Source organism: Vibrio sp. 10N.261.51.A4 (assembly GCF_041471945.1).
Classification (GTDB): Bacteria; Pseudomonadota; Gammaproteobacteria; order Enterobacterales; family Vibrionaceae; genus Vibrio; species Vibrio crassostreae_C.
The window spans coordinates 131949-149009 of record NZ_JBFRPJ010000002.1; the positions used below are offsets into that span (position 1 = coordinate 131949).

The window sequence follows — 17061 nt, forward strand, 5'->3', positions numbered from 1 at the left end:
AAAGCCTATGCTAAAACTTACTCGATACGTTCAAACTTAATCAGCATCGCTGTTTCTGCGTCAAGTATTGGCATCGTCAGCCCCACCTCGGCACACCAAGCACCTGATAATTCACAGCAAGACTCTGTCCATGGCGGTTGATAATTCACAATATCATCGTAATTTGACGGTTTATCAATCACAGATACCTTGTATAAACTTTGTGGATCTAGCCCAGGTATACGCAAATGACCACTCAATGAATTGGTTGGCATCGCAAGCTGTGCAATCATCACCACAGCTTCTGACACATCTTCGGAGACGACCGCATGGATTTGATGGGCACTATCGTCCGTTGGAACTCGCCAAGTTCTCCCGCTATGCAGTAACGGGCGCAGCATCTTATGTAGCTTGATGTAGTGTTCAAAGCCCTGCTTCTCTTCTTGCACTTCTTTCACAGGATCTAATTCAATCCCCATATGACCAAACAGTGCTGTTAGACCACGAAACTCAATACTATGACGACGACGAGTGCTGTGGCAGTGGCTCGCACCAATATGGCTTCCCATTACCTCAGGGGGGAAGAAGTAACTCATCCCACGCTGAATCGTTTGTCTTTCCAGCGCGTCATTGTTATCAGACGCCCAAAAACGTTGCGTACGCTTAAGAACCTCAAAATCGATACGACCACCACCAGCCGCACACGATTCAATATCAACCATTGGGTGCTTCTCTCGGACTTTATCGACCAACTCATAATAACGAGTGGTTTGTTGATGAGCCGCAGCCCTGCCTAGATGCGCAGGTTGTACAACTTCTCGGTTCATATCCCACTTAATGTAAGCAATGTTGTACTGACTTAAGAAGTGGTCAAGACGCTCAAACAAAAAGTCGAATGCTTGTTGATTCTGAAGATCGATAACATATTGATTACGACCCGTTGGTTGGTCATAGCCGTCAACCGCAAGCAACCAGTCTGGATGGGCTCGGTATAAGTCAGAATCCTTATTGATCATCTCAGGTTCGAACCACAATCCAAACTCCATACCCAACTGATTAACGTGCTCAACTATCGGATCTAAACCATTTGGGTATTTTTCTTCATCTAAGAACCAATCCCCTAGCGCAGCCTTGTCTCCGCAGCGCCCTTTGAACCAGCCATCGTCAATGATAAAACGCTCTACTCCCATATCCGCGGCTTGGCTAGCCATCGACATAATATAATCAGGATCATGGTCAAAATAGATGCCTTCCCAAGTATTAAGATGGATAGGTCGAGGCTTTTGTGCGAAAGACTCCGGCAAGATGGAACAACGCACATGGGAGTGGAACTGATGGCTCATTCCATTTAAGCCTTCCGAACTGAAACTGGCATATAACCAAGGTGTCGTTAAGCTTTCACCTTCATCCAATGTAATCTCACCCGGTAGATAAATAACTTCCGCTTGCACGTAGCGACGACCGTCTGCTTTTACATCCGCGCGCAGTCTGTGGTTACCACTCCAAGCGAAGTGAATCCCCCACACATCACCTGCCATTTCATTAAAGTTAGCGGTACCGACAACCATCGCTGGATAATGTTCATGAGACGTTCTTCCGCGACGATTTTCTTGCTGATAGCCCCCTTGCTGTAAGGGTTGACGCACCGTTTGGAACTCATGTACCCAGCGGCCGTAGTACGTCATCAACTCATTAGCTCTTGCTGGTAATGGCAAAGTATTGGCGAGACGGTTCACCTGATAAAGGCCGGCTTTAACGTTGGTTAAGGTGTGACGAGATTTCACAACATCATGTTTATCGAGGCATAACTCGGTTGTTAAACGTAAGCCTGCACGTATATCTTCACTCTCAATGATTAGGCTAGATGGTGTTTGTTGAACATCCGTAATAGAGAAAACAGGCGCCCAGTCCAATCCGTCTCGGTGCCCTTCTAATGCCGGACTGCTGAAAACACCGCGCCCGAGCTCTGGGCTCAGAGACATAGCAACATCATTATCAAGGCGGCCGTATGGAACCGGTCTTTCAAGAGAAACACGGAAGCTAGCTAAATCACCACGAACGGGAGCTCCCCAATGAAGAATTTCGGCAAAATCGCCAAGTTCTACAATCAGTTGCGAGTGTTGACCGGTAATATCAATTAGGGATTTATTCGTCATTTTTTTAACCTTAACGCGTTTAATTACCCCGTATCATAATTATTAAGCCCAGAGTTTCTGTGATCAAACTCGAAATCATGAAAACGTTTCCAGTAAATATTCAAGACTGATAACTTTGGTAAATAGCTCCTAATTCAAAGATTTAGATTGACCACCATTCCATCTCATATTGCCTACCTCTAGGTAGAATTGAACTTTCCACTCTAAATAAAGCAATATAAAACGATAATTAATGGCAATTTAATCTTTTAAATTCAGTACATTAAATCAAAGTTCCCATTAACACATAGGCTAAAATACATTTCCTCTTGAACTGATCACATCACACTCGTATTCTTAGATCTTCGAGTACATCTATGAAGTGTCTCTCTGGGTCCTAACTTTTACATTCCAGCTTGACGGTACAGAACACGATGCTTGTAGCCTTGCTGCTGCATTTGCTTTGATACTTACTTCCTTGTCTCACGAGCCCAGTTATCATTAACTGGGCTGCTTTTCCTCAAAGCCCTCGAACAACCCGACACTCAAAGTACCTCAAACCCGCTTCACCTCAAACTCCAAGACAACCAACAGCATAATCACTCCCTCTAAACCACCGCATAGCACTGAGTAAAGAAAACGATTCCACTTTAAAATCACAAAACCTAGCGTAAAAACACCTATACAAGCCCAATAATCAGATCAAAATCACACAAAATAATCACAAACCCATCAATAGCATAAAAATGCCAACTTCATCATGAAAACGTTTCCAAAGTTTATTTACACTCTCGCTCGAGTTAGGACTCAAACATAAAAATATCCATAAATAAAAAATAATGGAGACACTTCATGAAACAAAAAATGCTAGTCAAAGCATTAGGATTCACTCTGTCCCTCGCCCCATTAGTCAGCTTCGCTGCAGTGGAGAACGTAACGTATTTTGGTTATGCAAAATGGGGCAACATCTACACCGATAATGACCAACATAACGACGGCAAAGGAGAACGCAACGACGTTATTCGAGCGGGCCAAGGTTACGGTAACTACCGTTTAGGTAATGAACTAAATTGGTGGGAAGCGGGAGTGAAAGCCGATGTATGGCGTGACAATGACGCCTATTTTGACACCACGATTTATCTAGGCAGTGGAGATAGCTGGGGAGACGTGAGTACGATTCAGCTTTGGTCAGCAGGCCATGGGCTTATCGACGGCCAACCCAACGCAAAAATTTGGGCAGGTGAACGTTTTTACCGTCGCCACGAAGTCCACATGATAGATGTGAAGTACTGGGATACATCCAGCACCGGTCTTGGTATTGAAGATTGGGATCTCGGCTTTGCTGATGCTCACTTAGCTTGGATGGCACCAAACTCTTCAAGTGACGATGGACGCAGCCTTCATAACATCGATGCCCGCTTAAGTGGCATTGAGCTAAGTGAAACAGCAGACCTAACACTCGGCCTAAACTACGTAACCACGCAGAACTCAAGCTACGACGATAAAGACATTACTACTTCTGGCGCAATGCTCTCTGCTCTTTACCGTCAAGCTTGGAACTACGGTTCAAACACCTTGGCCTTCCAATATGGTACCGATGCGTTGGCAGGTGGATTAATGAGTGCTGAAGGTGGATCAAACAGAAAATACAGCACGGGTGTGGAACACGATGGTTCTAGCTGGCGCCTATTTAACCACGGTGACTTGAATATCAGTGAAGATGTTCAAGTGATGTACTCCATCGCTTATCAAGACAAAAACCTAGATAACAACGATGGTGAGAAGTGGTTCAGTGTCGGAGCTCGTCCTCAATATGCTTGGACAGATTACATGTCGACAGCATTAGAGGTGGGTTACGAAACGGTAGAAGCTCAAAACGGCTCGGGCACCAACGATATGTATAAAGTGACCGTGGCTCAAATGTTCCAAGCTGGAAAAGGGGTATGGGCTCGTCCATCTATTCGTATTTTTGCGACGTACTCTGAATCCAACAACGAATGGGATCGTGGTAACGAGACTTATGGAACGGCAACAAGCATCAATGCCGAGACTGTTGACGAGATTACCTTTGGTTTCAACGTAGAGACTTGGTGGTAAACCACCACACCCGAGCGTCTGTTCAATCAACGAATTGACGCTCAACACTGGAATAGCAATTTAACGGGGAAAGCCGATGTTTTCCCCTTTACTAAGGTAGCAATCAGATGAAATTAAAATCATTGGTGATCATTGTCGCGGCACTCACAGTTAGCGCATGCAGCGGAATACCTGAAAAGGAACTTAATACTGATTTCAATGAGAGTGCATGCTGCTCTCAGCTAAGTGCGCTGCCAATGACGCAATTGTCTGTTCCATTCCACCAACAAGTGATTATGGACGGTCATTTACCGACCCTTTCCTCTTCATTGTTAAATGACAATACACAAGCGGATAGCCAACGCTTTCCGACCATCGCGTACCAAATCAGTGACACGACAGAATCGCTGTCCTTGCTCATTCGTTCATACATTAAAAATGATGCGCTATTCGCACCGTCTATTTATGTCTTTGACAAACAATGGCGACTGCTTGGTCAATACAGTACTAACGACTTCACTTACTACCCGACAACGATGCAAGGGTTAGAAAGAATTGAAGCATCAATTGCACTCGAACCTCAACGAGACAACGCGCAATTTATTGTGGTCAGCGCCGATAGCACTAAGTTAGATAGCGCCATCAATCGAATTCATCCTGAAGATCTGTATTCAGAATCTCAGCAGGTTATTGGCAATAAGCAACTGCCGTTGACTGCGACGTTGAGCTACGTAGGTGTCATTGATGTTACGGCGAGCAAATCAACAAACAGTGCGGTTTTGACTCTATTGGCTGAGCTTGGTGTTTCATCCGACAATGAACCCGAAACCTTAGGTTCAAAGCAAGTTTCTCAACCATCAAATCAGACAATTGAAACCAATCAAAAGGCGCAATGGCTGAATATCCAAAAAGACATTGACCAAGCCCTAAACAACAATGACATCAAACAAGCTGCATTTATTGCTAATCAAGCGGCCGAACAGGGCATACCCGAAGCAAAAGATTATTTATTAAAACAGCTCGCTGAATAGCTGAATAAGCCAACAGAACAATACGCATAACCAACGATTTGATAACGGTCATCACGGCTTAAACGACCGATGACTTAATAGAATTATTACCCATATTGAACACTTTAAGAGTAGGAATACCATGAAGGCATTTTCAAACATCATCCAAAGACGCGATTGGGAAAACCCACAGTCTGTGAATATCCACTGCCTTAATGCGCACAGCCCATTATCAAGCTACCGCAACCTTAAGCACGCTCGAGACGGCATTGAGTCACAACGTAAATCTCTTAATGGACAATGGAAGTTCAAATACTTTGATGCACCTGAACAAGTTGACGGTGAATTTATCGAAACAAGTTTCAATGACTCACAATGGGACGAGATTACCGTACCATCGAACTGGCAAATGCAAGGCTACGATAAACCTATCTACGCCAACGTAAAATACCCATTTGAAGTGAACCCACCGTTTGTACCGGCAGAAAACCCAACCGGTTGTTACCGCACTCAAATTACGTTGACTAAAAATGACCTAAAGAACACCCAACGTATTATCTTTGATGGCGTCAATTCCGCTTTTCATCTTTGGTGTAATGGCAATTGGGTTGGTTACAGCCAAGATAGCCGCTTACCTGCCGAGTTCGACTTAACTCAGTATCTAACTGTTGGCGACAATACGCTTTCTGTCATGGTGATACGTTGGTGTGATGGTAGCTATTTAGAAGACCAAGATATGTGGTGGCTAAGCGGTATTTTCCGTGATGTGACCTTACTAGCTAAACCAAAGCAGTGCATTGAAGATGTGTTCGTTACGCCGGACTTAGACGCATGCTATCGCGATGGTTCACTGTCTATTGTCACCAAAATTACGGCACCAGACACTTACCAAGTTCAGGTTCAACTGTTTGACGGTGAAAACGCGGTGACTGAACCGCTTATCGATCGCCCTCATAATCGACGAATTGACGAGCGTGGCACCTACGATGATGTGGTATTCCAAACTCTTCATGTTCGAGATCCGAAGAAATGGAGCGCAGAAGTTCCTAACCTTTACCGAATTGTCGTGTCATTGCTTGATAGGCAAGGTAACCACATAGAAAGTGAAGCTTATCAAGTTGGATTCCGTAAAGTCGAAATGACAGACGGTCAGCTAAAGCTAAACGGCAAACCGCTATTGATTCGCGGCGTCAACCGTCATGAGCATCACCCAGAGTTGGGGCATGTGATGACAGAAGAAGACATGATCCGCGATATCTGTCTAATGAAGCAGTACAACTTCAATGCTGTGCGCACCGCTCACTACCCTAACCACCCACGATGGTACGAGCTGTGTGACGAATACGGTTTATATGTGTGTGATGAAGCGAACATCGAGACCCATGGCATGCAGCCTATGAATCGCTTGTCTGCGGATCCGCAATGGGCACACGCTTATATGAGTCGCTATACGCAAATGGTCATGCGTGATAAGAACCACCCTTCTATCATCATCTGGTCTTTGGGCAACGAGTCAGGGCACGGCAGCAGCCACAATGCGATGTATGCTTGGTCGAAACAGTACGACCCTTCTCGCCCGGTACAGTATGAAGGCGGTGGTTCAAATACCACAGCGACCGATATCATTGCGCCAATGTACGCACGCGTTAACAGCACTATCGAAGACGATGCCGTTCCAAAATGGTCTATCAAGAAATGGGTTTCTCTGCCTAACGAGCAACGCCCGCTTATTCTTTGTGAATACGCACACGCAATGGGTAACAGTTTGGGTAGCTTTAATGATTACTGGGATGCATTCCGAGAATATCCTCGCCTACAAGGCGGTTTCATCTGGGATTGGGTTGACCAAGGACTAAGCCAATGGGATGAAAACGGTGAACACTTCTGGGCCTACGGTGGAGACTTTGGCGATGTCATCAACGACCGTCAGTTCTGCATCAACGGTTTGATCTTCCCAGATCGCAGCGTACACCCGACCTTGGAAGAGGCGAAATACTGCCAGAGAATGATCAATGTGACGTTAGCAGAGCAAACTGAAGATCAATGCCGCCTAACGGTAACCAATGAAAACCTGTTCCGAGCGACTGACAATGAAATCTTACGCTGGCAATTGCTCGAAAATGGCATCGTGATTCAATCAGGGCAACAAGTCTTATCCGTTGCTGAAGATAGTAAACAAGAGCTGGTAATTGACCTCGCTTTCACACCAAAAGCACAAGCCGAATATCATCTCAACACCGATATTACTCTGACTCATTCAACCAAGTGGGCAGAAGAAGGCCATGTTTGTGCGACGGAGCAATTTGCTTTACGTAACCATGCTGGCTTGCAACTCCCGATCACGGCAAATGCTTTGGCTCCCCAGTTACATCAGCAAGACAATAAAGTGGTCGTGTCTAGCCTAGATGAAACACATCAATGGCAATGGGATACAGAGAGTGGATTGTTGACCCACTGGATCGTTGATGGGCAACCGCAAGTTATCAAGGCACCTGTCGATAACTTCTATCGCGCGCCACTTGATAACGATATTGGTATCAGTGAGATAGACAACATCGACCCAAATGCATGGGCTTGTCGCTGGGAACTTGCAGGCATTGGTCAATGGGAACGTCAGTGTACAAGTTGTGTCGTGCAAGCACTCGCAGACTCAGTACAAGTGACGTCAGTATTCACCTACCAATTTAATGGCCAAATCCAAGCGATTACAAAATGGCAATACACCTTAAATAACCTAGGCGAAATGAATATCGCGGTTGATGTCACTTTAGCTGATCACTTACCGCCGATGCCACGCATTGGCCTTGAAATGGAGCTGCCTTTACCACTCGAAACTGCCAATGAAACTCCAGTATCGTGGCAGGGATTAGGTCCTTTTGAAAACTATCCAGACCGTTTGGCTGCTGCGCGATTCGGTTTACATAAACAGACACTGGATCAGATGCACACGCCGTATATATTCCCAACTGATAGCGGGTTACGTTGCGAAACCAAAAACTTGAATGTGGGAAATATCGGGATCGAAGGCGATTTTTCATTCAGTGTAAGTCAGTACAGCCAGCAACAATTAACGGATGCTAAGCATACCAATGACCTGACTCGTGAAGAGAAAATCTATGTACGCGTTGATCACCAACATATGGGCGTTGGTGGTGATGATTCTTGGAGTCCAAGTGTTCACCAAGAGTTTCAACTCACAGACAATCAATACCGTTATCAGGTTACGCTAACAAGCGCATCGTAAGTAGATTCGGGCCAAGTGGCTTGCTCTAAAGCCACTTGGTTCCCTATTACTTTAGGTTACCTGTGATTACCTTACTTCACGCGACAACAGCTCACATGACAACAGTTCACACGCCAATGTGACTCAAAAGCCAAGCTCAAATCTAGAGCTTGGCTTTTTATTTTTAAACTAATCAGCCAACCAAAAATAAACCATCAAACCTCGTCATATTTGATGTTTAGTATTTGAATTGCCTAACTATCCGTTGTTAAATGTCCAACCATCAGCACACAGCATTATATTCAGAATAAGAGAGCGGAATGGCTACCATTAAAGATGTTGCGAAGGAAGCAGGCGTATCAATCGCGACCACCTCTCGAGTAATCAACAATGCACCTCACACCAGTGAAACCGCAATTGCGGCGGTAAAAGCCGCTATGGAAAAACTCGGCTATCGCCCAAATGCCAACGCCCGTGCATTGGTCAGCAAATCTTCAAACGCGATTGGTGTACTGGTTAATGATGTTTCTGCCCCGTTCTTCGGCTCGATGATCAAAGCCATTGATACCGTGGCAAGTGAACAAGAAAAGCAGTTACTGATTGGCAGCGGCTACCATGACGCCACCAAAGAGCGTAATGCGATTAACTTGCTGATCAACAGCCGCTGCGAATCACTCGTCGTTCATAGCAAAGGCATTAGCGACGAAGAATTGGTTAAGCTAGCGAATGAAGTGCCCGGCTTGGTACTGATCAATCGTATTGTTCCCGATATCGAAAACCGCTGTATTGCTCTCGACAACCGCCGCGGCTCTTACATCGCGACTGAGTATTTAATTAAAAACGGCCACAAACACATTGGTTACATCTGCTCGAGTCACGATATTGAAGATGCTCATGACCGCTTAGGTGGCTATTTGGATGCATTGAAAGATCACGGTATTGAATCGAACGATGAGTACATCGAATATGGTGAACCTGACGAGCTAGGCGGTGAGCAAGCCATGGTTAACTTAATGGCAAAAAACACAGATATCACTGCCATTGCCACGTATAACGACTACATGGCAGCAGGCTGTTTGGCGTTATTACAAGAAAATGGCGTTCGTATTCCAGAAGATATGTCAGTTATTGGGTTTGATGACGGCCACATTGCTCGCTTCATCTACCCTCGATTGACCACCATTCGTTACCCAATTCAAGTCATGGCTAATCAAGCGGTTAAGCTCTCTCTGCAACTCGCAAGTGACGAGCCAAAAGAGCACCCGGAACATAAGCTATTTATGCCAATCTTGGTGCGCAGAGCCTCTGTTCGAAACATTAATTGAGAAAGCTCAGGTTCATAAAAACTAAGTCATTTCGTTCATCGACATTTTTACAACAAAGAAAATAGGATTGATTCGATGAGTTATCATTGAGTTAATCTTATTTTTCATTCCCCGCAAATACCCACCTATACTTAACCTGATCCATCTTAATCAAACGGTTACCCGTTGATTTTTTCACCAAGTGTCTAAATCCCTAGTGATCCTTGGTTGTTATTAGGTGAGCAAAGCAGGATAATATCGGGATCGGAATCTCAAGAATTAATCCATTATGACCGAATACCTTTTGTTGTTGGTTGGCACAGTGCTAGTCAATAACTTTGTGCTAGTGAAGTTTTTAGGGCTATGTCCTTTCATGGGAGTCTCCAAGAAACTGGAGACTGCGATAGGCATGGGCCTCGCGACGACTTTCGTTCTGACGTTAGCGTCGGTGTCTGCATACCTAGTAGAAACCTACATCCTTACCCCTCTGGGTATTGAATACCTGCGTACCATGAGCTTCATCTTGGTTATCGCGGTGGTTGTTCAATTTACGGAAATGGTCGTTCACAAAACCAGCCCGACTCTATATCGCCTGTTGGGTATCTTCTTGCCTCTTATCACCACCAACTGCGCGGTGTTAGGTGTGGCACTTTTGAACATCAATGAAAACCACAACTTCATTCAGTCGATCATCTATGGTTTCGGCGCGGCTGTTGGTTTCTCTCTTGTTCTGATCCTATTTGCTGCGATGCGTGAGCGTATTGCGGTTGCTGATGTTCCTATGCCATTCAAAGGCGCCTCGATTGCGATGATCACAGCAGGCCTAATGTCTCTGGCATTTATGGGCTTTACTGGGTTGGTGAAGTAAGAATGAGTACCATCTTAATTGCAATCATTGCACTCGCCGTTTTAGCCGCTGTTTTTGGCGCTATTTTGGGCTTTGCTTCTATCCGCTTTAAAGTAGAAGCCGATCCGATCGTTGATCAAATCGATACTATATTGCCGCAAACTCAATGTGGCCAGTGTGGTTACCCTGGTTGTCGCCCATACGCAGAGGCGATCGCTAACGGAGACAAGATCAACAAATGTCCTCCTGGCGGCCAAGCAACTATTGAAAAGCTAGCAGATTTAATGGGCGTAGAAGTTGAAGACTCCGCTCATGACTTAGATAACAAAGTAAAAACCGTTGCCTTCATTCATGAAGATATGTGTATTGGCTGCACCAAATGCATTCAAGCCTGCCCTGTCGACGCCATTGTTGGTGGCACCAAGGCACTTCACACAGTAATCAAAGATGAATGTACAGGTTGTGATCTATGTGTCGCACCGTGCCCTACTGACTGTATCGAAATGATTCCAGTGGCAACAACGACTGAAAATTGGAAATGGCAGATGAACATCATCCCTGTTACTGATATCACTAACCAAGCAACTGATGCGACCGCGTCAGAGCCTAAGGCATAGGGTTAGTATGATCTCTTTAATTGAACAAATTCGCACGGGCTCAATTTGGAACTTCCCGGGCGGTGTGCACCCTGCTGAAAACAAGAAACAGTCGAATACTACTGATATCGTCCATGCAAGGCTTCCAGAAGAAATCGTTCTTCCGGTGAAACAGCACATCGGTAAGCCGGGGAACCTATTGGTTGCTGCTGGCGACACTGTGTTAAAAGGTCAGCAACTTACGGCCTTAGACACAGGTTTTACTTTGCCAGTACACGCACCAACATCGGGTGTGATTACCGCTATCGAACCGCGAACGACCGCTCACCCTTCAGGCTTGAGCGAAATATGCGTGGTTATTAAACCTGATGGCCTAGACACTTGGATTGAAAAAAATCCAGTTGAAGATTTTTCGACAAAGACTTCTGACGAACTGCTTGATGTGATTCGCCAAGCTGGTATTTCAGGCATGGGCGGCGCAGGTTTCCCTACGGCTAAGAAGCTTCAATCAGGCTTAGGTCGTACCGACATTTTGATCGTCAACGCTGCGGAATGTGAACCTTACATCACCTCTGATGACAAGTTGCTTCAAGAACATGCCGACGAAGTATTAAAAGGCATCGAAGTGGTTGAACACATTCTTCAACCAAAGCTGACGGTTATCGGCATTGAAGACAACAAACCAGATGCGATAAAAGCACTTGAGATTGCAGCGAAAGACAAAGATATCGTCATTCGCGTTATCCCAACCAAATACCCTTCTGGTGGTGAGAAGCAACTTATCAAGATCCTCACCAACAAAGAGGTTCCAGCTGGCGGCATTCCTGCAGACATTGGTGTTTTGGTTCAGAACGTCGGCTCTCTTTACTCGATTAAGCGAGCGGTAATTGACGGCGAACCTGTGGTTAACCGCGTTGTGACATTAACCGGTAAAACCTTTAAGCAACCTCGTAACGTTTGGGCGCTATTAGGCACACCAGTACATGAGTTACTTGAAGAGTTTGGCTACAAAGCAGATAAAAAACTGCCGCGTTTAATTTTGGGCGGCCCGATGATGGGCTTTACCTTGCCGCATGCCAATGTGCCAATCACCAAAACGTCGAACTGTATTTTGGCGCCAACGCGTCGTGAGATCTCACCAAGCACTTACGAGATGGAATGTATCCGTTGCAGCGCATGTGCTGAAGCTTGCCCTGCGTCTCTACTTCCTCAACAACTGCAATGGCACGCCAAAGCCAACGAGTTGGATAAGTGTGAAGAGCTAAATATTAAAGACTGTATTGAATGTGGTGCATGTGCATTTGTCTGCCCAAGCGAAATCCCTCTTGTTCAGTACTATCGCCAAGCAAAAGCTGAAATCAAAACTCGAAAAGATGAAGCCGCTGCTGCAGAACGCGCCAAGATTCGTTTTGAAGAGAAGAACGCTCGTATGGAGCGTGATAAAGCCGAACGTGAAAACCGCTTTAAAAAAGCCGCAGATAACCGCCGTAAAGATATGAAAACATCCGGCGGTGATGATGCTATTGCTGCTGCGATTGCTCGTGTTAAAGCACAAAAAGCCGCTGCGGATCAGGCTCCGAATGAAGAACCAGCAGTGAAACCTGCGGTTGCTGCCGCTATTGCGAAGGCAAAAGCGAAACAAGCTGCAGCTCAAAAAGCGGAAGGCGCTGAACCAGACAACTCTGAAATGTCTAAACTGCGTGAAGAGCGCAAGCGTCAAGCGAGAGAGCGCAAGGCACAACAAGCAGCAGCCGATACTCCTGCAGAAAGCTCAGGCGATACGAAGAAAGACGCCGTTGCTGCTGCGATTGCTCGCGCTAAAGCGAAGAAAGCACAGCAAGCGGAATCTGCTTCGGATGCTCCTGTTGAAAGCTCTGGCGATGCTAAGAAAGATGCTGTCGCTGCGGCCATTGCTCGTGCTAAAGCCAAGAAAGCTCAACAAGCTGAATCTGCTGCTGAAGCTCCTGCTGAAAAATCCGGCGATGCCAAGAAAGATGCTGTTACTGCCGCTATCGCTCGTGCTAAAGCCAAAAAAGCCCAGCAAGCGAAGCAAGCAGAAACATCTGAACCAGTGGTTGAAGTTGAAACCGAGACTCAATCGGAGCAAGTCGACCCTAAGAAAGCTGCTGTTGCTGCGGCCATCGCTCGCGCTAAGGCTAAGAAAGCACAGCAAGCGACACAAGAAACAACCGAAGCTCCTGAACCTGCAGTTGAAACTGAATCTGGAAGTTCTGGCGATGCTAAGAAAGACGCCGTTGCTGCCGCTATAGCCCGTGCTAAAGCAAAAAAAGCACAGCAAGCTAAGCAAGCTAAGCAAGCAGAAACATCTGAACCAGTAGTTGAAGTAGAAACTGATACTCAATCTGAACAGGTCGATCCGAAGAAAGCTGCTGTTGCTGCAGCTATCGCTCGTGCTAAAGCGAAAAAAGCCCAGCAAGCGAAACAAGACGAAACAGTAGAAACGCCAGAGCCAGTGCTCGAAGTGGCAGCTGAAACTCAATCTGAAGCTGTTGACCCTAAAAAAGCAGCCGTTGCTGCCGCTATTGCTCGTGCTAAAGCAAGAAAAGCACAGCAAGAGCTAGATAAAAAGAACAATGAGGAGAAAGAGTAGTGGCCTTCTTTATCGCCAGCTCACCGCACGCGCATAGCCGTAGAAGCACCCCAGATCTAATGAAATGGGTGGCTATTTGTGCATTGCCAGGTCTACTAGCTCAAACCTACTTCTTTGGATGGGGTACCCTCATCCAGTTAGTATTTGCTATTGCACTTGCTGTTACCTTTGAAGCAGCCGTCATGCTATTGAGAAAACGCCCGCCAGTAATGGCACTGCGTGATTACAGTGCTGTTGTAACCGCTTGGCTACTGAGTGTCGCGATTCCCCCACACTCTCCGTGGTGGATCCTCGTCATTGGTATGTTCTTCGCTATTATTATCGCGAAACACTTATACGGCGGCCTAGGGCAGAACCCATTTAACCCTGCGATGGTCGCTTACGTTGTTTTGCTGATTTCATTCCCAGTTCAAATGACCAGTTGGAATGCTCCCGCGAGCCTGACAGCAGAAGCAACAAGCTTTATTGACTCATTCTTGATGATCTTTACTGGCTTCAATAACGAAGGTTTGTCTCTGCAACAAGCACGCCTTGGCATTGATGGCACCACAATGGCGACGCCGCTTGATGCATTCAAAACGGCATTAACGGCAGGCAATACTGCCTCAGAAGCACTATCTCAACCTCAATTTAGTTGGTTAGCTGGCGTAGGCTGGGAGTGGGTAAACCTTGCTTACCTAATCGGCGGTTTAGTGCTGATTAAGCAACGTGTTATTCAATGGTATATCCCTGTGGCTTTCATCGGCAGTCTTACTCTGTTTAGCTTAGTGTTCTTAGTGCTCACTCCTGGTGAAACCGCTTCTCCAACCATTCACCTTCTGTCTGGCGCGACTATGCTTGGTGCATTCTTTATTGCAACCGACCCAGTTTCAGCATCCACGACAGTCAAAGGTCGCTTAGTGTTTGGCGCTCTGATCGGCGGTTTAGTCTTTATCATCCGCAGTTGGGGTGGTTTCCCTGATGGCGTGGCGTTTGCTGTATTGTTAGCCAACATGTGTGTTCCACTGATTGACTACTACACCAAACCTCGCACATACGGTCACTAAGGGAGCGGATACCATGCTAAATGCAATTAAGAAAAACGGCCTTGTACTCGCGATTTTTGCGTGTGCTTCGACGGGTTTGGTCGCGGTAACTCACTACCTGACCAAAGATCAGATCAAACAACAAGAACAGGCTCAGTTACTGTCTGTTCTTAACCAAGTGATCCCACACGATCAGCACGACAACGAGCTGTTTTCGTCTTGTACTTTGGTTCAAGCAGAAGAGCTTGGTACTGAGCAAGCGATGCCGGCTTACATTGCTAAGCTTAATGGTGAGCCAAGCGCGATTGCGATCGAAGCGATTGCACCAGACGGCTACAATGGCGCGATTAAAGTCATTGTTGGAATGAAAACTGACGGTACTATTTTAGGTACTCGCGTGCTTTCTCACCAAGAGACTCCGGGCTTGGGTGATAAGATTGATCTGCGTGTGAGTGATTGGATTCTTTCGTTTGCAGGTAAGCAAGTGACGGATTCTAATCTAGACCGTTGGAAGGTTCGTAAAGACGGTGGTGATTTTGACCAGTTTACTGGCGCTACTATCACGCCAAGAGCAGTCGTGAAGTCAGTCAAACAAGCGGTCCAGTACGTTAACCAAAACAACCAAGCATTGCTTGCTCAACCTCTAAATTGTGGTGGTGAATAATGAGTGACCATAAAACATTGATCAAAAATGGCATGTGGGCCAATAACCCTGCCCTAGTGCAACTTCTTGGGTTATGTCCGCTGCTGGCTGTATCGTCAACAGTCACTAACGCACTTGGGCTAGGCATTGCTACCTTGCTTGTACTGGTCGGCTCAAACGTTTCTGTTTCTTTGGTTCGTAATCATGTGCCAAAAGAAGTACGTATCCCAGTATTCGTAATGATCATTGCCTCGCTAGTAACCTGTGTTCAATTGCTGATGAACGCTTACGCCTATGGGCTTTACCTCTCTTTGGGTATCTTCATCCCGCTGATCGTAACCAACTGCATCATCATTGGTCGTGCGGAAGCCTTCGCTTCAAAAAATGAAGTGCTACCAGCGGCTCAAGATGGTTTCTGGATGGGTCTAGGCATGACATCAGTATTGGTCGTGTTAGGTGCGATGCGTGAGATTATTGGTAACGGGACCCTATTTGATGGCGCAGACCTGCTGCTTGGTGACTGGGCTTCGGTGTTACGAATCCAGATATTCCAATTTGATAACAGCTTCTTGTTAGCCCTGCTTCCACCGGGTGCCTTCATTGGTGTTGGTTTCTTAATTGCTTTGAAAAATATCATCGATAACCAAGCAAAATCTAGACAACCAAAACAAGAAAAACCAGTCATTGAACGCGCTCGCGTTACCAATGCCTAATAAGTTAAATTAGCTTAAACCTCGCTGAGTTAGCTCAACCACTCAGCGGGGGAAATCAGATCTAAACAGTACATATAATAATGACGCTCATAAGAGCGCGTAACCGATGATAAAGCAGAAGCAATCCAAGCTTCATGCCCTAACTATTTGAAAGTAATGTCGCTATGAACAATGTAAAACGAGTAGAAATACTTGAGCGTTTAAGAGAAAACAATCCAAAGCCAGAGACTGAGCTTAACTGGAACAGCCCATTCGAGCTGCTGATTGCCGTTCTATTGTCTGCACAAGCAACCGATGTCAGCGTGAACAAGGCGACGGATAAGCTGTACCCTTTAGCCAACACTCCGCAAGCAATTTTCGACCTAGGTGTTGATGGCTTAAAAGAGTATATCAAGACCATCGGCCTATTTAACTCAAAAGCAGAAAACACCATCAAAACGTGTCGTATGCTGCTTGACCTACATAATGGTGAAGTACCGGAAGATCGCGCTGCATTAGAAGCCCTTCCAGGTGTCGGTCGTAAAACAGCAAACGTAGTGTTAAATACCGCATTCGGTTGGCCAACCATTGCCGTTGATACTCACATCTATCGTGTATCAAACCGCACTAAGCTAGCGATGGGTAAAACCGTCGACGATGTCGAAGCAAAACTACTTAAAGTTATCCCAAAAGAATTCAAACTGGATGTCCACCATTGGCTCATTCTTCATGGACGTTACACCTGTGTCGCACGTAAACCACGCTGTGGCAGCTGTATCATTGAAGACCTCTGTGAATTCAAAGAAAAGAGCGAAGATTAGTCTTTCCGTTCACAACGATTAATCAATACGGCAGCGCTTAAAGCGCTGCTTTTTTATTGCCACTCTCTAGAATCCGCCTCTACATAAGTTTTCACTTCT

The 17061-nt window shown here is 45.9% G+C and carries 12 protein-coding genes; 11 read left to right on the top strand and 1 reads right to left on the bottom strand.

Annotated elements, in window-relative coordinates; all coding sequences use genetic code 11:
• Window positions 1-17: 17 nt before the first annotated feature.
• Window positions 18-2135, bottom strand: a complete 2118-nt coding sequence (locus AB4384_RS01520; RefSeq protein ID WP_372128747.1) for an alpha-galactosidase — start codon at window positions 2133-2135, stop codon at window positions 18-20.
• Window positions 2136-2966: 831 nt separating this feature from the next.
• Between AB4384_RS01520 and AB4384_RS01525 the strand changes: the two genes are divergently transcribed.
• From AB4384_RS01525 to nth, 11 genes are all read left to right on the top strand, one after another.
• Complete coding sequence (locus tag AB4384_RS01525) at window positions 2967-4211, top strand: carbohydrate porin (protein WP_102321134.1); 1245 nt, start codon at window positions 2967-2969, stop codon at window positions 4209-4211.
• Between the two features lie 107 nt (window positions 4212-4318).
• Window positions 4319-5221 carry a MalM family protein gene (locus tag AB4384_RS01530; RefSeq protein ID WP_372110616.1) on the top strand — a complete coding sequence of 301 codons (903 nt, stop codon included), beginning with the start codon at window positions 4319-4321 and terminating at the stop codon, window positions 5219-5221.
• Between the two features lie 121 nt (window positions 5222-5342).
• On the top strand, window positions 5343-8444 hold the full coding sequence (locus AB4384_RS01535; protein WP_372128749.1) for a beta-galactosidase: 3102 nt from the start codon (window positions 5343-5345) through the stop codon (window positions 8442-8444).
• Between the two features lie 299 nt (window positions 8445-8743).
• Window positions 8744-9748 (top strand): substrate-binding domain-containing protein, encoded by a 1005-nt coding sequence (locus AB4384_RS01540; protein ID WP_086775400.1) that lies wholly within the window; start codon window positions 8744-8746, stop codon window positions 9746-9748.
• Between the two features lie 268 nt (window positions 9749-10016).
• On the top strand, window positions 10017-10595 hold the full coding sequence (gene rsxA, locus AB4384_RS01545; RefSeq protein ID WP_004734039.1) for an electron transport complex subunit RsxA: 579 nt from the start codon (window positions 10017-10019) through the stop codon (window positions 10593-10595).
• 2 nt (window positions 10596-10597) lie between these two features.
• Window positions 10598-11191: an electron transport complex subunit RsxB gene (rsxB, locus tag AB4384_RS01550; RefSeq protein ID WP_004734040.1), complete on the top strand. Its 594-nt coding sequence runs from the start codon at window positions 10598-10600 to the stop codon at window positions 11189-11191.
• 7 nt (window positions 11192-11198) lie between these two features.
• A complete protein-coding gene (rsxC, locus tag AB4384_RS01555; protein WP_372128750.1) occupies window positions 11199-13781 on the top strand; it encodes an electron transport complex subunit RsxC in 2583 nt (860 codons plus the stop codon).
• Window positions 13781-14827, top strand: coding sequence for an electron transport complex subunit RsxD (gene rsxD / locus AB4384_RS01560; RefSeq protein WP_017063459.1), 1047 nt, complete (start codon window positions 13781-13783; stop codon window positions 14825-14827). Before rsxC ends, rsxD begins: the two co-directional genes overlap by 1 nt.
• Before the next feature lie 13 nt (window positions 14828-14840).
• A complete protein-coding gene (gene rsxG, locus AB4384_RS01565; RefSeq protein WP_017061171.1) occupies window positions 14841-15470 on the top strand; it encodes an electron transport complex subunit RsxG in 630 nt (209 codons plus the stop codon).
• The gene (locus AB4384_RS01570) at window positions 15470-16162 is read left to right on the top strand and encodes an electron transport complex subunit E (RefSeq protein ID WP_012603531.1); all 693 of its coding nucleotides are present in this window, start codon (window positions 15470-15472) and stop codon (window positions 16160-16162) included. Before rsxG ends, AB4384_RS01570 begins: the two co-directional genes overlap by 1 nt.
• Window positions 16163-16326: 164 nt before the next feature.
• Entirely contained in the window at window positions 16327-16962 is a 636-nt protein-coding gene (gene nth / locus AB4384_RS01575) for an endonuclease III (protein WP_017061172.1), read from the top strand.
• Window positions 16963-17061: the final 99 nt, after the last annotated feature.